General features: G+C 69.1%; 25 protein-coding genes. 6 read left to right on the forward strand and 19 right to left on the reverse strand.

The window, feature by feature from the left end:
- From OOT46_RS15740 to OOT46_RS15785, 10 genes are all read right to left on the reverse strand, one after another.
- A partial coding sequence (locus OOT46_RS15740; protein WP_265404571.1) for an aldo/keto reductase occupies positions 1-984 on the reverse strand: 984 nt, incomplete at its 3' end.
- Between the two features lie 157 nt (positions 985-1,141).
- A complete protein-coding gene (locus OOT46_RS15745; protein ID WP_265404572.1) occupies positions 1,142-2,353 on the reverse strand; it encodes an MFS transporter in 1,212 nt (403 codons plus the stop codon).
- Between the two features lie 41 nt (positions 2,354-2,394).
- Positions 2,395-3,102 carry an HAD family hydrolase gene (locus tag OOT46_RS15750; protein ID WP_265404573.1) on the reverse strand — a complete coding sequence of 236 codons (708 nt, stop codon included), beginning with the start codon at positions 3,100-3,102 and terminating at the stop codon, positions 2,395-2,397.
- The gene (locus tag OOT46_RS15755; protein WP_265404574.1) at positions 3,099-3,329 is read right to left on the reverse strand and encodes a tautomerase family protein; all 231 of its coding nucleotides are present in this window, start codon (positions 3,327-3,329) and stop codon (positions 3,099-3,101) included. Before OOT46_RS15755 ends, OOT46_RS15750 begins: the two co-directional genes overlap by 4 nt.
- Positions 3,330-3,385: 56 nt before the next feature.
- Positions 3,386-4,222 carry a hypothetical protein gene (locus OOT46_RS15760; RefSeq protein WP_265404575.1) on the reverse strand — a complete coding sequence of 279 codons (837 nt, stop codon included), beginning with the start codon at positions 4,220-4,222 and terminating at the stop codon, positions 3,386-3,388.
- The gene (locus OOT46_RS15765; protein ID WP_265404576.1) at positions 4,219-5,016 is read right to left on the reverse strand and encodes an AfsA-related hotdog domain-containing protein; all 798 of its coding nucleotides are present in this window, start codon (positions 5,014-5,016) and stop codon (positions 4,219-4,221) included. The genes OOT46_RS15760 and OOT46_RS15765 overlap by 4 nt, the downstream gene beginning before the upstream one ends.
- A gap of 82 nt (positions 5,017-5,098) precedes the next feature.
- The gene (locus OOT46_RS15770; RefSeq protein ID WP_265404577.1) at positions 5,099-5,710 is read right to left on the reverse strand and encodes a hypothetical protein; all 612 of its coding nucleotides are present in this window, start codon (positions 5,708-5,710) and stop codon (positions 5,099-5,101) included.
- Positions 5,711-6,026: 316 nt separating this feature from the next.
- A complete protein-coding gene (locus OOT46_RS15775; protein WP_265404578.1) occupies positions 6,027-7,349 on the reverse strand; it encodes a hypothetical protein in 1,323 nt (440 codons plus the stop codon).
- Positions 7,350-7,630: 281 nt separating this feature from the next.
- Complete coding sequence (locus OOT46_RS15780; protein WP_265404579.1) at positions 7,631-9,067, reverse strand: YdgA family protein; 1,437 nt, start codon at positions 9,065-9,067, stop codon at positions 7,631-7,633.
- A 105-nt stretch (positions 9,068-9,172) separates the two neighbouring features.
- The gene (locus OOT46_RS15785; protein ID WP_265404580.1) at positions 9,173-10,399 is read right to left on the reverse strand and encodes a multifunctional CCA addition/repair protein; all 1,227 of its coding nucleotides are present in this window, start codon (positions 10,397-10,399) and stop codon (positions 9,173-9,175) included.
- Between the two features lie 221 nt (positions 10,400-10,620).
- Between OOT46_RS15785 and OOT46_RS15790 the strand changes: the two genes are divergently transcribed.
- Together OOT46_RS15790 and OOT46_RS15795 are read left to right on the forward strand one after the other, a co-directional pair.
- Complete coding sequence (locus OOT46_RS15790; RefSeq protein ID WP_265404581.1) at positions 10,621-11,145, forward strand: FxDxF family PEP-CTERM protein; 525 nt, start codon at positions 10,621-10,623, stop codon at positions 11,143-11,145.
- A gap of 325 nt (positions 11,146-11,470) precedes the next feature.
- Positions 11,471-11,986 carry an FxDxF family PEP-CTERM protein gene (locus tag OOT46_RS15795; RefSeq protein WP_265404582.1) on the forward strand — a complete coding sequence of 172 codons (516 nt, stop codon included), beginning with the start codon at positions 11,471-11,473 and terminating at the stop codon, positions 11,984-11,986.
- Between the two features lie 58 nt (positions 11,987-12,044).
- Here OOT46_RS15795 and OOT46_RS15800 read toward each other — a convergent pair whose 3' ends face one another.
- The 3 genes from OOT46_RS15800 to OOT46_RS15810 all read right to left on the reverse strand — a co-directional run bounded on the left by OOT46_RS15800 (position 12,045) and on the right by OOT46_RS15810 (position 15,868).
- Entirely contained in the window at positions 12,045-12,728 is a 684-nt protein-coding gene (locus OOT46_RS15800; protein WP_265404583.1) for a glutathione S-transferase family protein, read from the reverse strand.
- 105 nt (positions 12,729-12,833) lie between these two features.
- On the reverse strand, positions 12,834-13,793 hold the full coding sequence (locus OOT46_RS15805) for a complex I NDUFA9 subunit family protein (RefSeq protein WP_265404584.1): 960 nt from the start codon (positions 13,791-13,793) through the stop codon (positions 12,834-12,836).
- Between the two features lie 47 nt (positions 13,794-13,840).
- On the reverse strand, positions 13,841-15,868 hold the full coding sequence (locus OOT46_RS15810) for a lytic transglycosylase domain-containing protein (RefSeq protein ID WP_265404585.1): 2,028 nt from the start codon (positions 15,866-15,868) through the stop codon (positions 13,841-13,843).
- A gap of 14 nt (positions 15,869-15,882) precedes the next feature.
- Here OOT46_RS15810 and OOT46_RS15815 point away from each other — a divergent pair, with 14 nt between their 5' ends.
- On the forward strand, positions 15,883-16,479 hold the full coding sequence (locus OOT46_RS15815) for a 5-formyltetrahydrofolate cyclo-ligase (protein ID WP_265404586.1): 597 nt from the start codon (positions 15,883-15,885) through the stop codon (positions 16,477-16,479).
- On the opposite strand, the gene OOT46_RS15820 is transcribed toward OOT46_RS15815, so the two are convergent.
- Positions 16,463-17,446 carry a LysR family transcriptional regulator gene (locus tag OOT46_RS15820; RefSeq protein WP_265404587.1) on the reverse strand — a complete coding sequence of 328 codons (984 nt, stop codon included), beginning with the start codon at positions 17,444-17,446 and terminating at the stop codon, positions 16,463-16,465. The genes OOT46_RS15815 and OOT46_RS15820 overlap by 17 nt on opposite strands.
- 134 nt (positions 17,447-17,580) lie before the next feature.
- Here OOT46_RS15820 and OOT46_RS15825 point away from each other — a divergent pair, with 134 nt between their 5' ends.
- A complete protein-coding gene (locus OOT46_RS15825; RefSeq protein ID WP_265404663.1) occupies positions 17,581-17,943 on the forward strand; it encodes a DUF2917 domain-containing protein in 363 nt (120 codons plus the stop codon).
- Here OOT46_RS15825 and OOT46_RS15830 read toward each other — a convergent pair.
- From OOT46_RS15830 to def, 5 genes are all read right to left on the reverse strand, one after another.
- Positions 17,891-18,337, reverse strand: coding sequence for a TfoX/Sxy family protein (locus OOT46_RS15830; RefSeq protein WP_265404588.1), 447 nt, complete (start codon positions 18,335-18,337; stop codon positions 17,891-17,893). The two genes, OOT46_RS15825 and OOT46_RS15830, sit on opposite strands and share 53 nt — an antisense overlap.
- Positions 18,338-18,366: 29 nt before the next feature.
- Positions 18,367-18,768: a hypothetical protein gene (locus OOT46_RS15835; protein WP_322114260.1), complete on the reverse strand. Its 402-nt coding sequence runs from the start codon at positions 18,766-18,768 to the stop codon at positions 18,367-18,369.
- 118 nt (positions 18,769-18,886) lie between these two features.
- The gene (htpX, locus tag OOT46_RS15840; RefSeq protein WP_265404589.1) at positions 18,887-19,744 is read right to left on the reverse strand and encodes a zinc metalloprotease HtpX; all 858 of its coding nucleotides are present in this window, start codon (positions 19,742-19,744) and stop codon (positions 18,887-18,889) included.
- 67 nt (positions 19,745-19,811) lie between these two features.
- Positions 19,812-20,771 (reverse strand): methionyl-tRNA formyltransferase, encoded by a 960-nt coding sequence (fmt, locus tag OOT46_RS15845; RefSeq protein ID WP_265404590.1) that lies wholly within the window; start codon positions 20,769-20,771, stop codon positions 19,812-19,814.
- A 76-nt stretch (positions 20,772-20,847) separates the two neighbouring features.
- Complete coding sequence (gene def / locus OOT46_RS15850) at positions 20,848-21,360, reverse strand: peptide deformylase (protein ID WP_265404591.1); 513 nt, start codon at positions 21,358-21,360, stop codon at positions 20,848-20,850.
- A gap of 240 nt (positions 21,361-21,600) precedes the next feature.
- On the opposite strand from def, the gene OOT46_RS15855 reads away from it, so the two are divergent.
- Positions 21,601-22,779 carry a LysM peptidoglycan-binding domain-containing protein gene (locus OOT46_RS15855; RefSeq protein WP_265404592.1) on the forward strand — a complete coding sequence of 393 codons (1,179 nt, stop codon included), beginning with the start codon at positions 21,601-21,603 and terminating at the stop codon, positions 22,777-22,779.
- Positions 22,780-22,803: 24 nt separating this feature from the next.
- On the forward strand, positions 22,804-23,931 hold the full coding sequence (gene dprA, locus OOT46_RS15860) for a DNA-processing protein DprA (RefSeq protein WP_265404665.1): 1,128 nt from the start codon (positions 22,804-22,806) through the stop codon (positions 23,929-23,931).
- The last annotated feature ends 25 nt before the right edge of the window (positions 23,932-23,956 follow it).

Genomic DNA, 23,956 nt, shown 5'->3' on the forward strand with positions numbered 1-23,956 from the left:
GGCGGCGGGCAGGGCCTGGTCGAGCTGCCGCAGGTCCTCCTCGTTCAAGCTCACGCTCAGCGCGCCGAGGTTCTCCTCGAGGTAGGCCGAGCGTCGGGTACCGGGAATCGGCACGATACGTTCGTCCTGCGCCAGCAGCCAGGCCAGCGCCACCTGGCCGGACGTGGCTCCATGGTGAGCCGCGACGGCGCGCACGCTGTCCAGCAGACGCAGGTTGTGGGCAAGGTTGTCCTGCTCGAAGCGCGGGTTGCTGCGTCGGAAATCGCCTTCGGCCAGCTCGGCGGTGCTGGTCAGCCGGCCGGTCAGGAAACCGCGGCCAAGCGGGGAGTAAGCCACGAAGCCGATGCCCAGTTCGCGGGTGGCCGGCAGGATGTCCTGCTCGACCTCGCGGCTCCACAGCGAATACTCGGTCTGCAGCGCCGCCACGGGATGCACGGCATGCGCCCGCCTCAGCGTCTCGGCCGACACCTCACACAGCCCGACGTGCGCGATCTTGCCCTGCTTCACCAGGTCGGCCAGGCAGCCCATCGCCTCCTCGATCGGCGCGGCGGGGTCGACGCGGTGCAGGTAGTAGAGGTCGATGCGCTCCAGCCCGAGCCGCTGCAGCGAGGCTTCGCAACATCGGCGGATGTAGTCGGGCGAGTTGTTGATGCGCCGGGCATAAGACGCGTCGGCGGGCCGGTCGATGCCGCACTTGGTCGCGATCTTCAGCTGTCCCGACGCGAGCTCGGCACGGCGCGAGCGCAGGACGCCGCCGATCAGTTGCTCGTTGTGGCCGCGACCGTAGATGTCGGCGGTGTCGATCAGCGTCACGCCGCGGTCCATCACCTCGTGCAGCAGGGCCTGCGACGCCACATCGTCGGAAGGGCCGTAGAACTCGCTCATGCCCATGGCGCCGAAGCCGATGGCGGACACCGGCAGGTGCTCGCCCAACAGGCGCACGGGCAGGCGGGACGTGGAAGCCGGTGGGGCTGGCTGCTTCATCTTGATCTCCTCAATAGGGCGGCTGTGCCGGGTGGCGATGCCGCATCGGGCCGATGGTGCATGCGGCCCCCGGCGATCGGAAGCTCAGAAACGGTAATACAGGGACGGTATCGCCGACCGCCCCCTGCCGGGCAGCGCCACGCTGCCCGGTGCGCCTTCAAGCCGCTTGTGCGGCGGGCGCCGGCCGCCCGAGGCCGGCCACGACGAGGATGGACAGCGCGCTGCCGAAGCCGGCCGCCGTCATCACCGCGGACAGGCCGCTGTGGTTCAGCACCCAGGCGCCGGCCATGGCGCCCAGGCCGATGGCGGCATTGAAGATGGCCACGTAGACCGCCGAGGCCGGCATGGCGGCCGCACCGGCGGAGCGCAGGATCCAGGTCTGGAAGCCGACGAAGATGGCCGCGATGGCAGCGCCCCAGACCACCAGCGCCGTGGTGATGCCGGGCAGGCCCAGGCGCGGGGCCCATTGGCCCAGGGCCATCAGGGCCAGGCTCATCGTCAGCAGCGCCAGCACCAGGAAGGGCCGCAGGTAGCGGTCGATGAAGGCGCCCGTCAGCACGTTGCCGAGCAGGCCGGCGGCGCCGAAGCCGAACAGCAGCGCAGCCACCAGCGAGGCCTGCATGCCGGGCGCTTCGCTGAGGAAGGGCTCGACGAAGGTGAAGGCGGCGAAGTGCCCGGTGACGGCCAGCGCGGTGGCGACGTAGATGCCCCACAGGTCGGCCCGGCGCAGCACCCCGGCCAGCGCGGCGCGGCCCACCTGGGCCTCGGCACGCAGGCGCGGCAGCACCGGCACCATCACGAAGGCGGCCAGCAGGCTCAGCAGGCCCACGGCCCCGAAGGCCGTGCGCCAGCCTTGGGCCTGGCCGATCAGCGTGGCCAGCGGCACGCCCAGCACGCTGGCCGCGGACACGCCGCCGAACACGATGGAGGTGGCCAGGCCGGCATGGTGGGCCGGCGCGATCTGGGCCGCCGAGGCGCCGATGACGGACCAGAACAGCCCGTGCGAGACGGCCCCGAAAACCCGCGCTGCCAGCAGCATGCCGAAGCTGTCGGACAGCATGGCGGCGCCGTTGGAGACGGCCAGACCCAGCATGAGGCCGATCAGCAGCGGCTTGCGAGGCAGGCGGCCGAGGGCCAGGGCGGACAACAGCGCGCTGGCGGCCCCGATCCAGGCGTACAGCGTGACGGTGAGGCCGATGCTCGCTTCGCTGCGGCCGAGGTCGGCCGCCATCGGCGACAGCAGCCCGATGGGCGCGAGCTCGGTGGTGACGATGGTGAAGGCGCCGATGCCCAGGAAGACGATCGCGAGCCAGACGCGCCATGCGGGCAGGTCCAGGGCGCCCGGGGACGTGGAGGAGCTTGGGGTCATGTTTACCTCAGCAGAAAGGGATGGAGTGGGAAACGGCCGGCTTACAGCGGCAGGTGCTCCCAGCCGCGCTGCCAGGCCAGCAGCGCGAGGTCGGCCGCCGGGCCGACCGCGACGGGCATGCCGACGGCTTCCAGCATTGCCAGGTCGGAGATGTCGTCGCCATAGGCGTAGCAGTCGCCGGCGCGGGCCTGTTGCGCCTGGAGAAAGGCGCGCAGGGCATCGGCCTTGCCCCGGCCTATGGTCTGCGGCGATGCGATCTCGCCGGTCAGCCGCCCCTGCCCGTCCAACACCAGCCGGGTGCACAGGCAGTGCTCCACGCCGAGCTGGTCCGCCAGGGGGTGGAGCAAGGGGCGCATCGAACCGGAGACGAACACCGGCGCGACGCCCTGGTCCCGGTGCCCCTTCAGGCGGGCGACGGTCCGCTCGATGTAGGGCGGAGGGTGCTGGACGAAGCGGCGGCGGAACCAGTCCTGACCGGCCGTGATGAGGTCGCCCAGGAGCGCGCCGCGGAAGAAGCGGTAGTACAGCCGGTTGAGCGCCTCGCGCGGCTGGCCTTCCGCGCGCGCTTGGGCAAAGGCGGCCTCGAAGTCGCGCAGCAGCTCGGGCGTGCCGCGTTCAGCGCACCAGCAGGGGAAAAAGTCGAACATGCTCTTGATGGAGATGAGCGTGTCGTCGACGTCGAAGAAGGCATACCGCTTCTGCCCTGCGCGCAGCCCGGCGTCGCCCGCGCGGGACGGCAGGGCCTTCAAGGCGTGTCCCCATAGGCGAGGCGCCGGCTCTTCGCGCGGAACTCCGGGTCGGAACCGAGCACGCCGGCATCGGCCCAGCGCGTGGGCGGCACTTCGGTGATGTAGACCGAGATCTTGTCCAGCGGTGCGCCGACGGACTCGTGGACCACACGCGTCACGCCCTCGACCAGGGCGCGTGCGGCGCCCTCGTCCTTCAGGGGCCAGGTGGTGATCTGAACGACTGGCATGTCGAACTTCCTTGTTGATGTCTGTGGGTGGCGGGCGTTGCGCGCCCGGGGAGGGTTCAGCCCTGCGTGCGCAGGTCCAGGAAGGCCGGGGCCTTGAGCTTGAGATGGGCGTGGATGTCGCCTCCCAGGCCGTACCAGCCGATCGCGCCGCCGTGGCTCATCTGCGAACTCATGAACAGCACGACGACGTTGATGATCCGGTTGGCCCCGGGCCGGGCCGGGTCGGGAAAGGGGTCCGGCAGCCGGGCCCAGTAGCGGGCCCGGCCCTGGGCATCGGTGACGAACACGTTGGGAACGCCGAGCGGGCCGGGCCGCGTCGGCCCCTCCGGATCGAGGTCCCGCTGGCGCAGGCTCATCACCGTGTAGAGGCTGTCCGGCACCAGGTGCTCGAAGCTGAACTCGAACAAGGCCGAGCGCGCGTCGGGCGCCACACTGACCTGCAACTCGCCGCGCGCCTGCAGCCAGCGGCCCAGCGTGACGGGCGCCAGCTCGCGCCGGCCGTCCTCGTCGCGCAGGTCGGGCACCGGCGCGCGGTGCAGCGGGAAACTGGCGCGCTGCTCCCGATGCGCCTGGGGCCGCTGTTCGGGGGCAAACAGCATCGGGTAGTTGTTGCAGGGCAGCGGCAGCGGCAGCGTGTGCAGCACCATGCCGGACAGCTCACCGGGAGCGTCGAGATCGATCCAGCGCAGCACCTCGTGCACACCCGGCTGCCCGAAGGGCGGCGCTGCCGTGCGGGCCGAGACGATGGCGCCGGCCCAGGGCAGCGTGCCGTCGGCCCGCGGGATGCGGCCGACCACCACGAAGTCGCCCTCCTCGTTCACGATCTCGCTGGGCGGATAGAGCGGCCCCTGCGTGGTGACGCTGAGCGTGAAGGTGGCGGCCGCCCGGGTCATGCCACGCTCTCGGCGTCAGCCAGTGCCCGCGGGACCGGCGCGGCAAGTGCCTGCTGGCGCGAGACCAGCATGGTCTGCGTGACCATGCGCGCCAGCTCGGCCTCCTTCTGCGCAATGGTGCGCGCCGGGTAGACCGTGAAGGAGACCTCGGCGGTCGCGCATTGCACCCCGTTCTGCATCGCCGCCATGGCCGTCCTGTAGCGGGCGCGGCGGCCGTTGCTGTCGGCCTCCAGGATGCGGTACTCGATGTGCGCCGGCAGCGGGAACAGGAAGTTGTGGAACTCCGTGTTCATCACATTGATGACGAAGTAGGTCTTCTCGTCACCGAAGGGGAAGAAGGTCTCCGTCACGGCCAGGAAGGACTGGCGGAAGGCTTCGACCAGGATCATCCCCTGCACGTGCTGGCCGGTCTGGTGGTCGCCCATCAGCTCGCAACGCTCGTCGATGTTGAAGGGGATCTCGAACTCGTCGCCGCTCTTGCGCCGTGGCGTGCCGATCAGCGTGTTGTGCGGCACGCGCTTGTGGCTGACGCCCGACGGCGCGCGGTCGAGCACGCGCCTCAGGTCGGCGATCTCGAAGCGGGCACTGCTGTCCGCGCTGTTTTCGTAGTGGCGCAGGATGCAACGCACCTCGTCCTCCTGCACGCCCTGGCCGAGGATGAGCACGTTGTGCGTGTCCAGCAGATGGCCGGGCAAGCACGTCAGCGCCTTCAGCTGATGGAGTGTGAGGACGTCCTTGCCCTCCGCGAATTCATGGAACTTGTCACCGACCACAAAAAAGCAGCGGCTCTTCATGATAAAAAGTCCTGTATGAATGTGTTGTGAATCGCCCGGCCTCCGGAGCCGGGCAGTGTTTCCGTCGGGATGGTTTTCCGCCTTACGCACCGCGCAAGCCGGGACGGGCATAAAAACGGGTATAAAGACCATCGGCGCCGCCGGTGATATATCCATCACCCGCCTGGCGCACGATTTCGCGATAACGCTCGCTCTCGAAAACCGCGCGGTATTCCTGGGGGGCGCCGGAGAATCCGGAAATGAACATCACGCCCGGCTGGCCGCTGACCAGCGAGTGGTAGGCCAGGAACACCTCCACCGGCGCGCTCTCGCGGACGACCTGGAAGATGGTTTCCTCGCGCCAGCTGCGGTAGGCCGGTATGCGCGGCGGCGGCACCTCCACATGGCGCAGCTGCAGGTAGTCGGTCTGCGGCAGCGGTGAACCGCAGGGCTTGGGCGCCTCGACGTAGGTCAGCAGCTCCCGCCTGACATCGGCCACCATGTGGGGCGCGAACCGCTGCAGCTCGGCAGCCAGCTGAGCGGCATCCGCCGCGAAGGCGGTCACGCTGTCATAGGCGCGCAGTTGCAGCAGTTCCTGCTGCTCGAAATCAAACAGATAACGGAGATGGGGCTCGTCCTTCAGCCCCGTGCGAAGGATTTCCGCGGCGCCTTGGGCGAGCGGAAAACGAGAAACGAGTACGACGTCTGCAGCCATGATTCCCTTTCCAACATGAAGTGCTGGAAGGGAATGTAGGGGGAGCGCCGCGCCTTTCGAATTGCATTAAACGCAATACTATTTCGGTATCAGGAATCAACCGGTGAATAGCAGGCAAATTCTGACAGACGACTTACCGAATGAGGGTGAGAAGACACGCACACCCGAAAGGGCAACTCGACCCGAATCGCTCGGCAGGCGGCTTCCGGATGGCTCGTCGAACCGAAAGCAGCCTTCCAGTCGAATCGGCATTCCGCCCGGTCCGGTTTCGCCGCTTCGATACCGGGCCGGGTTTCTCTGCCGAGGTGCGAATGGCTCAATCCGCAACCAGCCCGTCCATGCGCACCACCTCGAAGTGGCCGCCCTTCACCTGCCTCAGCTCGGACTTCAGCCGTTCGTTGTTCCAGCGTGGGTCGGGCGCGCCGCTCAGGAACCAGTTGCTGCCGTTGTCGGCAACGAACATGCCGTAGGTCTTCAAGGCGGTGAGGATGGCCTTGGTCTCGGGGCTGAAGCCGGGCGGGATCGCATAGCTGGCCTTGAGCCGCACGCGCATGCCCATGGGCGGCAGGTCGGGGCTGGTGTCGGACGAGGCCCAGTGCGTGGCCGGGGGCACGTAGGCGCGCCGGGTTCGCTGCACCGTGAAGCGCAGCGCATGGCGGATGCCGCCCGGGCCGCGCGAGGCCTCGTCGTAGCGCACCAGACCCGGGAAGATCGGCAGCCCAGCCGCGTCGGCGCTGGTCCAGCCCGGCTGGCCGGTGGGGCGCACGAGGTTGCCGCTCAGGTGGAAGATCGAGCCGCCGCTGGCGCGCCAGCTGCCATCGTTGTTGGGGTAGGCGTTGCCCATCTCATAGAGGCGGTTGTTGTCGCGGTCGATCACCAGCACATGGCGGTCGCCGCTGCTGGAGGGGCCGCCTTCGACCGGCGCGTTGCGCGGTACCGGGTAAGGGCCCGGGTCGCTCTCGTCGGCATAGTCGCCCAAGGTGATGGGCACGCGCGGCTGGCTGCCGGACACGACCACGTAAGGGATGCCGATCGGCGCGCCCTGGTAGGTGCCGGAACCGAAGTCGTTGTGCAAGCCCGTGGACAGGCCGATGCTGGCGATCAGGGCGTCGGAGCGGGGGTCGCGCGGCGCGGACGACACGTCCTGGTTCCAGGCGTTGTCGGCCGGGAAGGGCACGGCCCCGTTGAGGCTGGCGTTCGGCCCCAGGCTCGCGGCGCGCAGGTCGCCGTACCTCACGCCGGCCGAGGGAGGCTGCGGCGGCGGGGATGACGGCGGCGGGGTGTTGGCCGCCAGCCGTTCGCAGATTTTCTCGGCACCCTTCGCCGGGTCGCTGCCGAAAAAGGCATTGGTGCACTGGCCGCTGCCGCGCACGGTCTTCTGCACCCAGCGCGGCGCCAGGCCATAGCGCACCACCTGTGTCCCGGACACAGTGAAGGCCCCGTATTCGTCGGCGATCTTCACCCAGCGGCCAGCGTTCGTGCCAGTGCCAGTGTTGGTGTTGCCGTCGGTGTTGGTGCCGTCTTCGGGCTGCACCCCAGTGCTTCCGTCAGCGTCTCCGCCACCGCCGCAGGCGGCCAGCAGGGCCGTGATGAAAACAGCGAACAACCGACGTGGCCGGGCAGTCTCTGTCGTTGTCATCGTCGCTCCGTGAGGGGTGGGGCCGTGGGCTCGGGGGTTGCGAGCGTCACATGCAGGCGACGGATGAATGATGCTCAGGCGTTACTTCAGTATCTGCTACACCGCGAGCCATGGGGCCGTGCACAGGGGGCTGCCGGCTTGCCGGGGTTACGAAGCTTCACCGAATGCAGGCAAAACCAGGTGTGACACGCGCAGGCAGCGCGATAGCAAAAGGCCCGGCCGCCGCTGATGCGGCGGCCGGGCCTCGGCGGACGGGTGTTGTGACCTGAGCGGCGGGTGGCTTACTGCGCCGCAGCCGCGGGGGGCAGGCCCACCGGCAGCGGCTTGCCGTTGAGGCTCAGCGCCCCTTTCTCGAAGCGCAGGCTGGCGCCAACGAAGTCGCCGTCGCGCACGATGTAGCCCTGGGCCGCGAACTGGTCCAGCATCATGCCCACCATCTCGGGCTGGGCCGCAGCACCCTGCACCGGTGCCTTGCCGGCGATCTGCTCGATCCAGCTCACCGGCAGCTTGATGTCGGCCTTGACCTGGCCCTTGGTCATCATCAGCGCCATCGGTGGCGTCTTCAAATCGGCCTCGCTGACGCCCTGCACGCCCACCGAGTAGGACAGCTCGCCGCGCTTGCCGCCGTACTCCACGGCCAGCTTGTCCAGCGCGTACTCGGGGTTGTGCGGCAGCAGCGCGATCAAATCTTCCTGCATCGCCGCCAGCATGGCCTGAGGATCGGCCTCGTCGGCCTTGGCCTCGCAGGAGAAGGAGGCCTTCATCATCTTGGCCATCATGCGCTGGTAGCTGGGCGCGTGCAGGCGCTTGAGCGAGCCCTCCAGCTCCAGCTTGTCGAGCTTGGTGCTGCCGATCATGCCGGTGCCGGTCAGGCTCAGCTTGCTGTTCAGCAGCTCCTGCTCCACCGAGGTGTCGGAGTTGAACTTCAGGTTCGCAAGGCTGAACTTGAGGGGCTCGCCGGCGGCGGCGGCCTGTTGCACGGGCGGCTGGCCCGAGAACTCGATGCTGGCGATCTCGCCTTCGTCCTTGCCCACCATCAGGAAGCTGCCGGCGCTCACCGGGCGGCCTTCACCCTGGAAACGCAGTCCGCTGACGACCAGCTTGCCGCCCTTGCCCGGGTCGTTGACCTCGATGCCCGGAGCGCTGAATTGATAGTTCATGAAAGTCCCGGCGGCGTCGCTGCGCACGGTGCCCGTGACACCCTTCCAGGACAGCTGCTCGCCTTGCTGGCCGGTGACCTGCAGGGCCGGGCTGCTGACGTCGCTGGTGTACTCACCGCCGAAGCCGACCACCGTGCGCGCAGCGAAAGGCTTTTGCTCGCCGAACAGCTTGGCCAGCGCCTCGCGCGTCTCGGGCGGCAGCTCCAGCTCGGTGTCGATCACCGCGGCGCCGAGCTTGCCGCCGGCCAGCGGGCCGTGGCTGATGTGGTCGCGCACGGTCAGCAGCAACGGCTTGCGGGCGGCCTCGCCTTCGTTCGCCTGGCCGTCCGCGGCAGCGGGTTCGCAGCCGAACTGCAGGGTCACGGTGCGGGTGGAGGAGAACAGACCCTTGTCGTAGCTTTGCCCCGCGATCTTGATGAAGGGCAATTGCTGCTGCAGCTTGGCCGGCTGGGCTTCCAGCTCGGTCTGCAGGCGCTGGCCGACATAGGCGGTGCCGCCGACATACGCGGCCGCGGCAAGCGCAACCACCCCCAGGCCCACGGCCACTGGCTTGTTCATCTTGGTTCTCCTCGGCGCCCTCGCGCCTGCACGCCACCGCGGCCCCCATGGCCGCCAGAAGGCGGCGCAGTGTAACAAGCGGTCGTTCGCCTGCGCCCCCCCTACTTATTGGGGGTGGACAGCGGCGACTGCCTCGACGCGGGCCTGGTGGATGACCTCGGCGATCTGGGGCCCCTGCAGGCCGCGGGCCAATGCAGCCTCGGCGAGCTCAGCCGTGGAGACCGAGCGGGCTGCCTCCAGCGCCGCGAGCAAGCGCTCGCGTTGCGGATAGGCCTGCTGCTCCAGGCCGAGGCGGCCGCGCGCGTCGCACTCGCACGCCAGCAGCGCATCGGCGAAACGCTGGGGCTTGCGCAGCGCGTCGCAGCGTTCCAACAACCGCACCAGCGCGGCCGGGCCGGACTCCTCGCTGCGGTGGATATTGCCGTGCTCGCGCGCCACCACCTCGGCCAGCTCGCGGCATTCGTTCGGCACGCGCAGGCGCTGGCAAAGCTCGCGCAGCAGCTCGACGCTGCGAGCTTCGTGCCCGAGGTGGCGCGGCAGCATCTCCGCAGGCGTCGTGCCTTTTCCCAAATCGTGCGCAAGGCACGCAAATCGCACCGGCAGGTTTGTTTGTAAGCGCGCGCTCGTGTCGAGCACCATCATCAGGTGCATGCCAGTGTCCACCTCCGGGTGGAGGTCGACACGCTGGGGCACGCCCCAGAGCCGGTCGACCTCGGGCAGGACGCGCTGCAGCGCACCGCAGCTGCGCAGCACCTCGAACATGCGCGACGGGCGCGCCTCCATCAGCCCGCGGGACAGCTCCTGCCAGACCCGCTCGGGCACCAGGGCGTCAACCTCGCCGTCCTCGACCATGCGCCGCATCAGCACCAGGGTTTCGGCGGCCACGTTGAAATCGACAAAACGCGCGGCGAAGCGGGCCAGCCGCAGGATGCGCACCGGGTCTTCGGTGAAGGCCTCGGAGACGTGGCGCAGCTCGCGCGCCTGCAGGTCGCGCAGGCCGCCGTAGGGGTCAACCAGCTCGCCCTCCTCGGTCTGAGCCATGGCGTTGATGGTCAGGTCGCGCCGCAGCAGGTCCTGCTCCAGCGTCACGTCGGGGTCGGTGCGGAAGGCGAAACCGTGGTAACCCCGGGCGGTTTTGCGCTCGGTGCGCGCCAGGGCGTACTCCTCGTGGGTCTGCGGATGCAGGAACACCGGGAAGTCCTTGCCGACGGGCGTGTAGCCGGCCGCCAGCATGGCCTCGGGGGTCGCGCCCACCACCACCCAGTCGCGATCCTGCACCGGCAGACCGAGCAAGCGGTCGCGCACCGCACCACCGACCATGTAGACCTTCATGCCGCGAGTGTATCGGCCGCGCTGACGGCGTCGGGCCGTGCCGGATGTAAACGAAATGCGAACAATAGCAAACGACATACCTCTGACAGCGGCGGGGCCCTGGGCCGCCTGCCCACACCACCCTGAGTAAAAGGACAGGTGCGTAGCGATACCGGATGTCGCAGCGGTGTCGTGCGCGGCCTTCTCGGTCCTCTTCCACCCCTTGACGGGAGTTCATACAGATGAAAAAACTGCTTCTTGCTGCCACGCTGGGTTTCGGCTTGGGCATGGCGCCGACGGCATTTGCCGGCGTCGACCTGTTCAACGGAGCCTATGACTTCGACGCCAAGATCTTCAGCACCACGCACTTCACCGACACCTTCGACTTCAACGCGGGCCCCGATGGAGGTCGGCTTGCGTTCAGTCTCGCGGAGTTGAAACTGGAAGACCATGTCGACATCGACTGGGACGACACCGCGGCGTTTTCGGTGATCGCCGACGATGGAACGGTGCTGTACAGGGTCGGTGAAAGCGTGCCCATTCAGTACGTGCTCGAGGACGCGCTGGACGTGCCTACCTCGTTCTCCATCGTGCTCAAGGGTGCCGCCATCGGCGAAGGCACCGGCCTGTGGAGTCCCGGTCTCAAGGGCTCCTACAGCTTGTCCGTGCTTGCCAGCCCGGTGCCGGAGCCCGAAAGCTATGCACTGATGCTGGCCGGCTTGGGCATCGTGGGGTATTCCCTGTCGCGGCGGCGCCGCTCGGACTGACTTGTCGCGCCTTTGCACAAGACTCAAGCGGGCCACGGCCCGCTTTTTTTGTGAGCAGCTTCAAGAGATGGTTAACAACTGAGATACATAGGGAGCCCCCACTTCGGCGGGCACTCCTTTCAAGCCTGAACAGGGCGTCGCCGGAGCCCGTGTCACGGCCTGCGCTGGAGCAGTCGGTGTTCCCACTGACCCCCCGGACGCATGGTGTATCTGCCCATTCCGGCTTTCGGTACAACCCCAGACGCAGGGGTTCGGGCGGCCCTTCGGGCTGGCGGCCCCTGCGAGGTCTCTCCCAAAAAACTCTCACCTCTCTGGAAGTACCACGATGAAAAAACTTCTTCTGGCCGCTGCGCTGGGCCTCGGCCTCGCGACGCAAGCTTTTGCCGCTGTCGATCTGTCCACCGGACCGTACGACTTCGACGCCAAGAAATTCACCAACAACCCCTTCACCGACACCTACGAATTCACCGCGGGCGAGGCCGGCGGCCAGGTGTCCTTCAGCCTGATCGAGGTGAAGCTGGCGAACCATGTCGACATCGACTGGGACGACAGCGCCGCCTTCTCGATCATCGGCGACGACGGATCGGTGCTCTTCCAGGCGGGCGAAACCACGCCCATTCACTACACCTTCGGCGACAGCTTCTCGGTGCCCGCCTCGTTCTCGATCGTGCTCAAGGGCGCGGCGATCGGCAACGGCATGTCGCCGTGGAACGAGGGCCTGAAGGGGTCCTACAGCCTGTCGGTGATCGCCAACCCGGTGCCCGAGCCCGAGACCTATGCGCTGATGGTCGCCGGCCTCGGTGTGGTCGGCTACATGTCGCGTCGCCGCCGCCAGCGCTGAACCCAGAGGCGCAGTGAGTAAGAAGCGGGCCGCGGCCCGCTTCCTTTTTGAGCGGCGTTCAGCCGCGGGCGCTGCGGTAGGGTTCGTCGAAGTCGAGGAAGTCCTGCTCGGCCAGGGCCTGCTGCACCCAGGATTGCATCGCCGGCAGTTCGAAGACGGCCTCGACATAGGCCTGAAGCGGAGCCGGCAAGGGCGCGGCGTAGCTGCGGAAGCGGCTGCACACCGGGGCGAAGTAGGCATCGGCGATCGAGAAGCGGCCGAACAGGAAGGGGCCACCGTGGGTCTGGAGCAGCTCGCTCCACATCTGCACGATGCGGCCGAGGTCACGCGCGACCTCCGGCTTCGTCGCGAGCACCTCGGCGCCGATCTGGGGCAGTTGCGCCTCGATGTTCATCGGGAAGTGCTGGCGCAAAGCGCCGAAGCCGGCGTGCATCTCGGCGCAGACGCTGCGCGCCCGTGCCCGCACCTGCCGCTCGGCGGGCCAGAGGCCACGCTCGGGGAATTTCTCGGCCAGGTATTCGCAGATCGCCAGCGTGTCCCAGACCGCGAAGCCGTCGTCGTCGACGAGCACCGGCACCTTGCCGGTGGGCGTGATCTTCGCGAGCGCCGTCTTGAAGGGCGAGCCCGCCTCGAAACTGAGGCGGAGCTTCACCTCCTCGAAAGGGATGCCGAAGTGGGTCATCAGCAGCCAGGGACGCAGAGACCAGGACGAATAGTTCTTGTTGCCGATGTACAGTTGCATGGAGACCTTCCCTGAGGACGTGGAGAGTGCCCGATGCTAGCGCGGCCTCATGGTTCTCGGCCGCCGGGGGCGCGCCGATCAGGGCGTACCACGCCGAAAACCGCTTCAACCACGGCGCGCGGTCGCTCGCAGCACATAGACCCGACGCCCCAGCCCAGGATCGGCCAGATAGCGCGGCGCCACGGCCTCCAGCGCAGCCGGCACGATGCCCAGCGCCTCCAGGGCGGGCAGGCGACCGCTCGCGATGTTGTCGACCTGCATCGAAGCGAGATTGTCGCGGCTCATCAGCGGCTCGCCGGGCAGCGCCTCGAGCAGCAGGGCCTGCAGCCGGCCCAGCGCCGCCGGCAGCGGCAGGATGCGCCGCTCGTGGCCGGTCCATTGCCCGGCCAGCCGCACCAGCTCGGCCAAGGTGTAGCTGCGTGGGCCGACGCACTCGTAGACCTGGCCCGCACGCCAGGGCTCGTCGATGCAGCAGACGACCGCGCGAGCCAGGTCTTCCACCCACACCGGCTGGAAGCGGGCCCCGGCGGCGGCCAGCGGCAGCACCGGAAACCGGCGCTGCAGTCCGGCGAACACGGTGAGAAAGCGGTCGCCCTCGCCGAATACCACCGAGGGACGCAGCACGGTGAGCTGCAAGCCCGGCTCGGTACGCAAGGCAGTCTCGCCCGCAGCCTTGGAGCGCAGGTAGTGCGAAGGCGCGTCGGCCGCCGCGCCGAGCGCGCTGATGTGCACCACCCGGCGCACGCCGGTCTGGCGGCAGGCACGCACCAGCCGCTCGGGCAAGCCGACATGCACACGCTGGAAGTCGGCCGGGCGGCCCTGCAGGATGCCGACCAGGTTGACCACCACGTCGGCGCCGGCCAGCAGCCGTTCCAGCTGTGGCGCGTCGAAGACGTCGGCCTGCTCGGTGTCGAGGCCAGGCAGCGGCAGCAGGTGGCGGGCATGACCCAGGCGCCGTGTCGGCACGAGGATGCTCACGCTGCCCGGCTGGCGGTCCTCGACGATCTTCTCGCACACATGGGTCCCGATGAAACCGGACCCGCCCAGCACAACGATCTTGCTCATGTGCACCTCCGGGGGGGTGAGAGAGTGGTGCCGGCCGGCCCTCCGCGTCAGGGCAGGTCGGTCTGCGGGGCCGGCGCGTTGGGGTCGCGCGGGCCGACGGTAGCGCCCAGCCGGGCCTTCAGCGAAGGCATGCGGCCGGTGATCTGGGCGCCGTAATAGGTGGCGTTCGACAACACTTTCTTCACGTAGTCGCGCGTCTCGGTGAAAGGGATGGTCTCGACCCAGATCGGGGTCTCCAGCACCCCACCCTCGCGCCAGCGGCGTGGCCGGTTGGGCCCCGCGTTGTAGGCGGCCGCGCCCATGGCCTGCGAGCCGCCAAGGTCGTCGAGCACCAGCTTCAGGTAGCTGGTCCCCAGGGCGATGTTGGTGTTGCGGTCGGTGATCATGTCGGGGCTGTAGGCCAGTCCAATGCGCCGCGCGGTCCAGCGCGCCGTGGCCGGCATCAGCTGCATCAGGCCCGAGGCACCGACGTGCGAGCGCGCGTCCATCACGAAGCGCGATTCCTGGCGCATCAGGCCGTACACATAGGCGGGATCGAGGCCGATCTCGCGGGCCCGCGCCACCACCTCCTGGCGAAACGGCATGGGGAAACGCTGCTCGATGTGGAACTCCGCCTGGGTGCGGTCGCTGGTATTGATGCAGCGGTCCCAGATCTCGCGCTCGCAGGCCAATTGCGCCGCCGCCAGCAGCTCGCGGTCGTTCATGCGCGAGCGGCCGGCGCCGCCGAAGCCCAGGGTCCAGTTCCACTCGCGCACGCCCTCGCCGCGCAGGCCCATGCCGATGAGCTGCAAGGCGCGCGCCAAGCCGGGATTGCGGCGTGCCGCCTCGCGCTCCTCTTCGGTCAGCGGCGCGGGTCGGGCGGGCAGCATCAGGGGCCGGCCCAGGTCTTCGGTCGCGAGCGCGCCGTAGAAGTGGTGCTGCCCGGCGATGGACGCCAGCAGCTCGCTGGCTTCAGAACGCAGCTTCTCGCCGTCCTGGGAGTCGCGCGCCAGGGCCTGCAGGGCGCGTGCCTTCCAATAGACCCAGGTCGGGTCCGCCTGCTCGGTCTCGCCCATCGCATTGATGGCCTGGCTGACCTGCTGCCAGCGGCCGGCACGCAGTGCGGCGCGTGCCTTCCAGCCCAGCATGTCCTCGGACCATTCGCGTTCACGCGCACCCGAAGAGGCGCGCTGGTAGAACTCGCTGGCACGCGGCGACAAGCGGATGCCGGCCTGCCGACCGATGGCGGCCCAGGCGAAGGCCGCCAGGTCCTGGGGCAGGCGCTCGGCCCAGCTGCCTTCGAGCTGGGCCGCGGCCGCCTCGGGGTCGGCAGCGGCGATGCGCACGATGGCCAGGGTCGCGAGCTCGGCCTCGGTGCGGTTGCGCGAGCTGGCCTTGCGGGCCAGGTAACGGGCGGCGTTGTCGTACAGCTCGTCGAAACGCCCGGCCGGTTCGGTGCCGATCAGCACGATGGCCTGGCGCGCCGCGTTGCGACGGCCGGCTTCGGCGCTGAGCCTGGCCTTACGCCAGACGTCGCCGTTGTTCAGCACGCCGGCCTGGTGCAGGGTCAGCGCCATCTGGGAACAGCCGGCGTCGGCCTCGCGCTGCGCCAACCAGGCCGCGCGCGCCTTGGCGCGCAGGTCCTCGATGCTCTCGCGCTGCGCCAGCACGGCATAGCAGGCGACCTCGCGGTCGTCCTGCATGCGGAACTTGGGGAGCTCGATCAGGAAGGTCGACCAGTCGTTGCGGCGCCCCAGCTCCAGCAGCCAGTCGTTGCGCAGCCGGTCCTCCACGTAGGTGCCCGGCCAGCGGGCGGCAAAGGCCGAGACCTCTTCCGGCGTCGCCTGGGGCAGGCGGTTCATCAGCTCCCAATAGTCGGGCCACATGGCCAGGGGGTGCTGCTGCGCGGCGGCGGCAGCCTTGGTGACCGCGAGCCGGCCGGCATCGCGGCGGCGCAGCGCGTCGCGCGCCTCCAGCACCGGGTCGCCCTGGGCCCCGGCACCGGTGGGCAGCGCGGCGATCATCAGGCCCGCGGCAGCCACGCTGGCGGCCAGGGTGCGTCGATATACTGAATTGAAACTGTTTGCCTTCTTCATCTTTTGTTCGAGATATGGATAGCTCGGTCCCCGCGGAACTGATCAAAGACCGTGCAAGCCTGCGCCGCCATTTGCTGGGCGAACGCGAGCGCTGGGCGGCCGGCCTGGCCGGCGCCGGACAATGGCAGGCGCTGCAGGAAAGGCTGGGGCAGCACCTGCAGGAGGTGCTGCTGATGCTCGAGCCGCAGTTGCTCGGGGTGTACTGGCCAATACGATCCGAATTTAACGCAGCAGTTGCATTGCAGGCCGACAAAACACTCGCCGCCCTGCCCCTGGCATTGCCTTGGGCGCGCCGCGAACCCCGTGAAATGGAGTACCGGCGCTGGTCGGCGGGCGCCGCCACCGAGCCGGACGAGTGCGGCATCCCGAGCGTCACCGGCCCACCGGTGGTGCCGGACGTCGTGCTGGTCCCCTGCGTCGGCTACCACCCCGAGGGCTTCCGGCTCGGCTACGGCGGCGGCTACTTCGACCGGTGGCTGGCCCGCCATCCGCATGTTACGGCGGTCGGCGTGGCGTGGGCTGGCAGCGAGGTGCGCTTTACGCCGGAGCCGCACGACCTGCCCCTGATGCTGATCGTGACCGAGCAAGGGGTGCTCAGTCCAGCCGGCTGAGCCCGACGGGCGGCGGCTCACCGACGGCTTCGCGTGTCAGCGCTGCCTGGCGCTCGATCCAGTCGCAGAACTGGGCCACCTCCGGCCGTTCCAGCGCGGCGTCCGAAGCGACCAGCCAATAGACGTGGCGCCCCTGGGCGCGGCCCTCGCGCCCGAAGGGCTCGACCAGTTCCCCCGAGCCGAGCGCCGTCGCCACCAGCGGCAGGCGCGCCAGTGCCACGCCCTGCCCGGTCAGCGCGGCCTGCACCTGCTGGAAGGTGTAGTTGAAATAGACCCAGCGCTGCGGGACCAGTTCGCCCAGGGCCCGCTCCGCCAGCCAATGGCGCCAGCTCAACAGGCCGCTGCTGGGGTGGCCGTCGTCCTCCTCCAGCAGGGTGTGACGGGAGAGATCCTCGGCGCAGTGCAGCGCGGGCCCTTGCCCGGAGCCAGCGCGTTCCAGCAGCCAGGGGCTGGCCACCGGCGTCAGCACCTCGCCGAAAAGACGACGCGCGCCCGCAGCGACCCGCTGCGGCGGGCAATAGCGCAGGGCCAGGTCCACCTCGACCCCGTCGACCTCGACGAGCTGGTCGCACGCGCTGACCCGGATGTCCAAGTCCGGCCGCTCACGCTGGAAGGCCTCCAGCCGGGGGATCAGCCAAAGCGAGGCGAAGGAGGCAAAGGTCGACACGGTGATGGTGCGTCGGGCGCGCGCCCGGCGGATCTGCCGCACGGTGGCATCCAGCTTGTGCAGCAGCGGCGCCACGGCGCGCAGCAGCGCCGCGCCGGCATTGCTGAGCTCAACGTGCCGGGTGCCGCGGACGAACAGGGGCGCGCCCACGTCCTGCTCGAGCGACTGGATCTGCCGGCTCACGGCCGACTGGGTGAGGTGCAGCTCTTCTGCCGCCTGCCGGAAATTGAGGTGCCGGGCAACCGCCTCGAAGGCCCGCAATGTCCCGACGGCCAAAGGCCGCTGGCGAAACGTATTCATGCGTCAGGGTCATCAATAAAAGGCAACGATCTCATTGGACGAGTCTCCGGGTGAACCCTAGGATTACATCTATCGACGCACTCGCTCGCAGCAGAAGGAGCCGTATCATGGACCGCAGCATCCCCAGCACACTCATGCCCGATCGGCAACAATCCGCTCGGGCAGTATGGTCAATTGAGCCGGGGCGGTCAATCACGCTCCGAGCCAGCGAACCGGCGGTGTTGAAGGTGTTCTCCGGCCGGCTGTGGGCCACCGGGGACGGGCAGCCGAACCACTTCGCCGAAGATCTGGTGCTGGACGAGGGCGAGGAGCTGCTGCTGCAGGCCGGCGAGGCGGTGGTGGTCGAGGGCTGGCCCAGCGCGCGTTTCGAGATGGCGCTGACGGCGCCCCAATTCCGGGCCCCGCGGCCGCAGCTGCGCAGCCCCGGTCCGATGTTGAGGGCGCTCAGCGAGTGGTGGAACGCTTCCGAGCGGACCCGGACGAACGCTTCCCACTGACTCCGGCGCTGCCGCCGGAGGCGGGCTTCGCAGCCCGGGTCGAGCGGGTCGCCCGGGCGCGCAGCGCGGCTTCGAGCGCCAGCCGCGCCCACGGCAGCATCAGCAGGGGCGACTCCAGGGTCGCGTCGGGCGGCGTGTAGTAGAGCACCCGGATCGCCTTGCCCTGGCTTTGATAGACAAAGGGTTCACCGCCCGCTTCCCGCCAGCGGGCTTCGGTCTGGGCATCGGCCTTCAGATAGAGGCGGTCGGCCACGATGAGCCCGAAGGTCACCCCGTCGAGATGGATACCCCAGCCGCCGAACATGCGGCGCGCGGCGCAGGGGCCGAGGCCCTGCAGCAGTTCGAGGCAGTGGTCGGCGTAGGCGCGCGCTGCGGCGGAGATGGTGGAGGCCATCCGCGCAGTGTAGAGGGCCGCTCAACCCGTCAGCGCGAAGCGGCCGCCCCCTTCTTCGCCGGCGCTTCCTTCTCCTCGATGATCTCCTCTTCTTCCTGGTCCTCTTCCGCCTCGGGCTCGGAGGCGGCCGCCGGCTTGCCCGGCGGCAAGGAAGGGGCCACCACGGGCTTCACCTCGGCGATCTGGTTTTCGCGCATGTAGTCGTTCATCTCCCGCCAGCCGGCGAAGATCGCCGCCTTGTCGGCCTTGGGATTGAGCGCGTAACAGTCCTCGATGGCGCGGCCCGCGTGGCGGCACGCACCGCCGAGCGCGCGGCCCTCGGCCTCCTTGCGCGCGCTGGCGGCCGCGCCCGTCTCGATGCCCAGCATGTCGCAGCCGACCAGGGGGGCGGTGAGCATCATGGCGAGGACGGAGTTGAAGACAGCGCGCATGGCACCTCGGGAAGGATGGCTTCCAGGTCTTCGGCAGAAAACAAGCCCGCTTGAGCGCAACGTCGGGACAAAAAGGCCCGGCGTCTGGCCGGGCCCTGCACCGCCCGGAAAGGAGACCTCAGCGGCCCATGCCGCCGCGGGCCATCGCCAACAGGCGCTGCACCCGCTCCTCGGTGCTCGGGTGGGTGCTGAACAGGCCGCGCAGGCCGCCGCCGGACAGCGGGTTCACGATCATCATCTGCGCCGTCTCGGGGTGGCGCTCGGTCGCGTGCAGCGGAATGCCATGGGCGTAGCGGTGGATCTTGTCGAGCGCGGACGCCAGGGCCTGCGGATCGCCCGAGATCTCGGCGCCGCCGCGGTCGGCCTCGAACTCGCGGGCCCGGCTGATGGCCATCTGGATCAGACTTGCAGCCAGCGGCGCGAGCAGCATCACGAGCACCCCGGCGATCGGGTTGACCGGCCGGCCTTCCTCGTCGCGGCCACCGAAAAAGACCGCGAAGTTCGCCAGCATCGAAATCGCGCCGGCCATCGTCGCGCTGATGGTGCTGATCAGGATGTCACGGTGTTTGACGTGCGCCAGCTCGTGCGCCATCACTCCGCGCAGCTCGCGCTCGGTCAGCACCTGCATGATGCCGGTGGTCGCCGCGACCGCGGCGTGGCTGGGGTTGCGACCGGTCGCGAAGGCGTTGGGCGCGTTCTCTTCGATGATGTAGACGCGTGGCATCGGCAGCTGGGCCCGCTGCGCCAGCTCACGCACCATGCGGTAGAACTGCGGCGCAGTGGTCTCGTCGACCTCGCGGGCGTTGTACATCTTCAGCACCAGCTGGTCGCTGAACCAGTAACTGAAGAAGTTCATCCCCAAGGCGATCAGCAGCGCGATCGCCATGCCCTGGCGCCCGCCCAGCACTGCGCCGATCGCCATGAAAAGCGCGGTAATGGCGGCCATCAGGACCGCGGTCTTCAGCAAGTTGAACATGGTCGAGTCCTTCATCCTGGCGCCTGTCCGGCACCTGCCCGCCAGATGCGGGCAGCGCGGTTGTAATTCAACCGCGCTTCGGCTCAAAAACCATGCCCGGCTTCACGGTATGACCCGGAAGGAATTCCGCCGCGGGCAGCCGGCGCCCGCCCGGCTTTTGCAACTGCGTCAGGCGAAGTGCGCCCTCACCGCAGGCGACCACCGGGCCGGCGGGATCGACCGCCAGCACGGTGCCGGGCAAGCCCGCCCCCGGCGCCAGCTCGGCCCGCCAGCACTTGATCGGCACCCCGTCCAGGGTCGCCAGCGCGCCGGGGAAGGGATCGAAGGCGCGAACGCGCCGCTCCAGCACCTCGGCCGGCAGCTGCCAGTCGATCTCGGCTTCGGCCTTGTCGATCTTGTGCGCGTAGCTGACGCCCTCAGCCGGCTGGGGCGTGCCTTGCAGCCCGCCGCAGGCGGCCAGCTCCAGCGCTTCGACGATCAGCCGGCTGCCCAGGCTCGCGAGCCGGTCGTGCAGGCTGGCGGTGGTGTCGGTCGCCTCGACAGGCAGGCGCTCCAGCAGCAGCATGTCGCCGGTGTCCAGCCCTTCGTCCATCTGCATGATGGTGATGCCGGTCTCGGCGTCGCCGGCCTCGATGGCCCGGTGGATGGGCGCTGCGCCGCGCCAGCGCGGCAGCAGCGAGGCATGGATGTTCAGGCAGCCGAGCCGCGGCAGCGCCAGCACCCAGGCCGGCAGAATCAGCCCGTAGGCGGCGACGACCATGACGTCCGGACGCACCGCCTCAAGGCGTTCGCGCGCCGCCTGCGCCTCTTCGGGGTACTTGCCATCCAGGCGCAGGCTGCGTGGCTGGGCGACATCCATGTCGTGAGCCAGCGCGTACTGCTTGACCGGGCTCGGCTGCAGCTTCATGCCCCGGCCGGCGGGACGGTCGGGCTGGCTCAGCACCAGCGGGATCTCGAACCCGGCCCGGTGCAGGCCCGCCAGGGCAGCCTGTGCGAACTCCGGCGTACCGGCAAATACAAGCTTCATGGGTGAACCGGAAAAACGGGCCGCCGAAGCGGCCCGCGGAGTGGGGAGGGACGGGCAGCCCGGGCCCGGTTGCCGTTCAGCGGCGCTCTTCCTCGCGGCCGCGCTTGACCAGCTTGGTGCGGATGCGGTCGCGCTTGAGCGGCGACAGGTACTCGACGAACACCTTGCCCATCAGATGGTCCATCTCGTGCTGCACGCAGACGGCCAGCAACTGTTCGGCATCGAACTGGTAGGGCCGGCCCTCGCGGTCGAGCGCCTTGACAGTGACGCGTGCATGCCGGTCGACCTTGTCGTAGAAGGCGGGCACCGACAGGCAGCCCTCCTCCCAGACCAGCATCTCCTCGCTGCGCGCGACCAGCTCGGGGTTGATCAGCACGCGCGGCTCGTTGCGCTCGTCGGAGGTGTCGATGACGATGAGGCGCTCATGCACGTCGACCTGCGTGGCCGCGAGGCCGATGCCATTGGCGTCGTACATGGTTTCCAGCATGTCGTCGGCCAGGCGCTGGATGCGCTCGTCAACGACGGCGACGGGTTTGGCCACCGTGTGCAGGCGGGGGTCGGGGTAACGGAGGATGTTCAGTTTGGCCATGATCGGGAAGCGGGTCGCCGGCAATTCAAGGGGATGTTCCCGCCGCAACCGTGAAACAGTGCCGGGCGCACGGCAACCTTCAACAAAATTCGTTGCGGCATCAAGGGTTTATGGGCAGAATCTGTGAAACTATGTGAGGATTTTCGCCGAACTGCTTGCTGCGCGGCGAACAAAGAATTCATTAACCATATAGCGTCATGGCCGCCTCCTTTCAGGCCATGAAGGCCGCGGAGACCCTGCATGACTCGAACCCCGTTGCTGCAAGCCAGTCCGACAGCAGCTTTGCGCCTTCGTGGCTGGCGCACCGCCGTCGGCATCGCGCTGGTGGCGGGCAGTGCCGCGGCGTGGGCCGTCAATTATCCCGTGACCCAGCAGCAGCGCGCCACCGCCCAGCAGGTGGCCGAGGCCGGCGTGCCGCTGTCCGAGCTGGCGCCGAATGCACCGGACTCCTACACCGTCAAACGCGGCGACACGCTCTGGGACATCTCCTCGCTGTTCCTGAAGCGCCCCTGGCGCTGGCCGGAGCTGTGGGGCATGAACCTGGACCAGATCCGCAACCCGCACCTGATCTATCCGGGCCAGATCCTCTTCCTGGAAACCAAGGACGGCCGCGCCCGCCTGCGCCTGGGCAAGCCGGTCGGCCAGCCCGGCAGCACCCTCAAGGTCTCGCCGCGGGTGCGCAGCGAGTCGCTCGACAACGGCGCCATCGCCTCCATCCCGCTGCACCTGATCGAGCCCTTCCTCAACGAGGCCGTGATCTTCAACAGCAATGAGCTGGAAAGCGCGCCGCGCATCGTCGCTACCCAGGAAGGCCGGGTGCTGCTGACCCGCGGCGACCTCGCCTACGTGCGCGGCGAGGTGGGCCAGACGCGCGACTGGCGCCTGTTCCGCAATGCCAAGCCGCTGGTCGACCCGGTGACCAAGGAAGTGCTGGGTTACGAGGCGCCCTATGTCGGCACGGCGTCGTACACGCGCGCCGCCGAGACGGGCAAAAACGGTGAGCCGGTGCCCGCGACCTTCCGCGTCGAGTCGACGCGCCAGGAAGCTGGCGTGGGCGACCGTCTGTCGCCGGTGCCGCCACGCGACTTCATCAGCTATGTGCCGCGTGCTCCGCAGCAGGACATCGAAGGCCTGATCGCCTCGATCTACGGCGACGCGCTGAGCGCCGGCCAGAATCAGATCGTCACGCTCAACAAGGGCGGCAAGGACGGCCTGGAGCGCGGCCACGTGCTGGCGCTGTGGCGCTACGGCCGCAAGGCCGTCGACGCCACCACCGACGGCAAGAAGGTCGACATCAAGCTGCCGGATGAGCGCCACGGCCTGCTGTTCGTGTTCCGCGTGTTCGACCGCATGTCGTACGCGCTGGTTTTGAACGTGCAGGACCCCGTGCAGGTAGGGGATCGCTTCACCCAGCCCTGAGGGCCGACAGGCCCTGACCCGGTGATCGAACGCCGCGAACTGGCCGCCTGGCTGCGGCTGATCGCAACACCGGGCGTCGGCGGCCAGACCGCGCGCCGCCTGCTCGCCCTGGCCGGCTCGCCGGAAGCCGTGTTCGAGGCCCCCGTCGCCGCTTGGCGCGAGGCGCTCGACCGGCCCCAGGCACAGGCCCTCGTCACCCCGCCCGCGCGGCTCGACACCCTCGTCGAGACCACGTGGCAATGGCTGCAGGACCACGACGAGCACCACCTGCTCTGCCTCGGTGACCCGCGCTACCCCGAACTGCTGCTCAGCACCGACGATCCGCCGCTGCTGCTGCATGCCCAAGGCCGGCTGGAGCTCTTGCGGGCGGACAGCATTGCCGTGGTCGGCAGCCGCAATCCCACCTGCCAAGGTGTCGACAACGCCCGTGCTTTCGCCGCCCACCTCAGCCGTGCAGGGCTCACGGTGGTGTCGGGTCTGGCCCTGGGCATCGACGGCGCCGCCCACGAAGGGGGCCTGCAAGGCCCGGGCAGCACCATCGCGGTGGTCGGCACCGGGCTGGACCGGGTCTACCCGGCGCGACACCGCGCGCTGGCGCACCGCATCGCCGAGCAAGGCCTGCTGCTGAGCGAGTACCTGCTCGGCACGCCGCCGCTGGCGCCCAACTTCCCGCGCCGCAACCGGCTGATCTCGGGCCTCGCACGCGGCGTGCTGGTCGTTGAAGCCGCACCGCGCTCGGGCTCGCTGATCACGGCGCGTCTGGCAGCCGAGCAAGGACGCGAGGTGTTCGCGATTCCCGGCTCCATCCATTCGCCGCAATCGCGCGGCTGCCACCTGCTGATCCGCCAGGGCGCCAAGCTGGTCGAAGGCGGGGACGACATCCTGGAGGAACTGCGCATGTCCACGCCTGGTCCCGAGCAGCATCACGATCGTCCCGGTCCGGGGCGCGACGAGCCGCCCGCAGCCCTTGGCGGGACCGAGGCCGACCGCATCCTCGACGCGCTGGGCTGGGATCCCCTGACCCTGGACGCCCTCGCCGACCGCACCGGCTGTACGGCCGCCGAGTTGAACGCGCGCCTGCTCGAACTCGAGCTCGACGGCCGCGTCGCGCGCCTGCCCGGCCAGCGCTTCCAGCGTATCGCCCAGGCCTGAACGGCGCCGGGGCAATACCCGCGCG

Origin of the sequence: Aquabacterium sp. A7-Y, assembly GCF_026153205.1 — a bacterium.
In the GTDB taxonomy this organism is placed as follows: domain Bacteria; phylum Pseudomonadota; class Gammaproteobacteria; order Burkholderiales; family Burkholderiaceae_C; genus Caldimonas.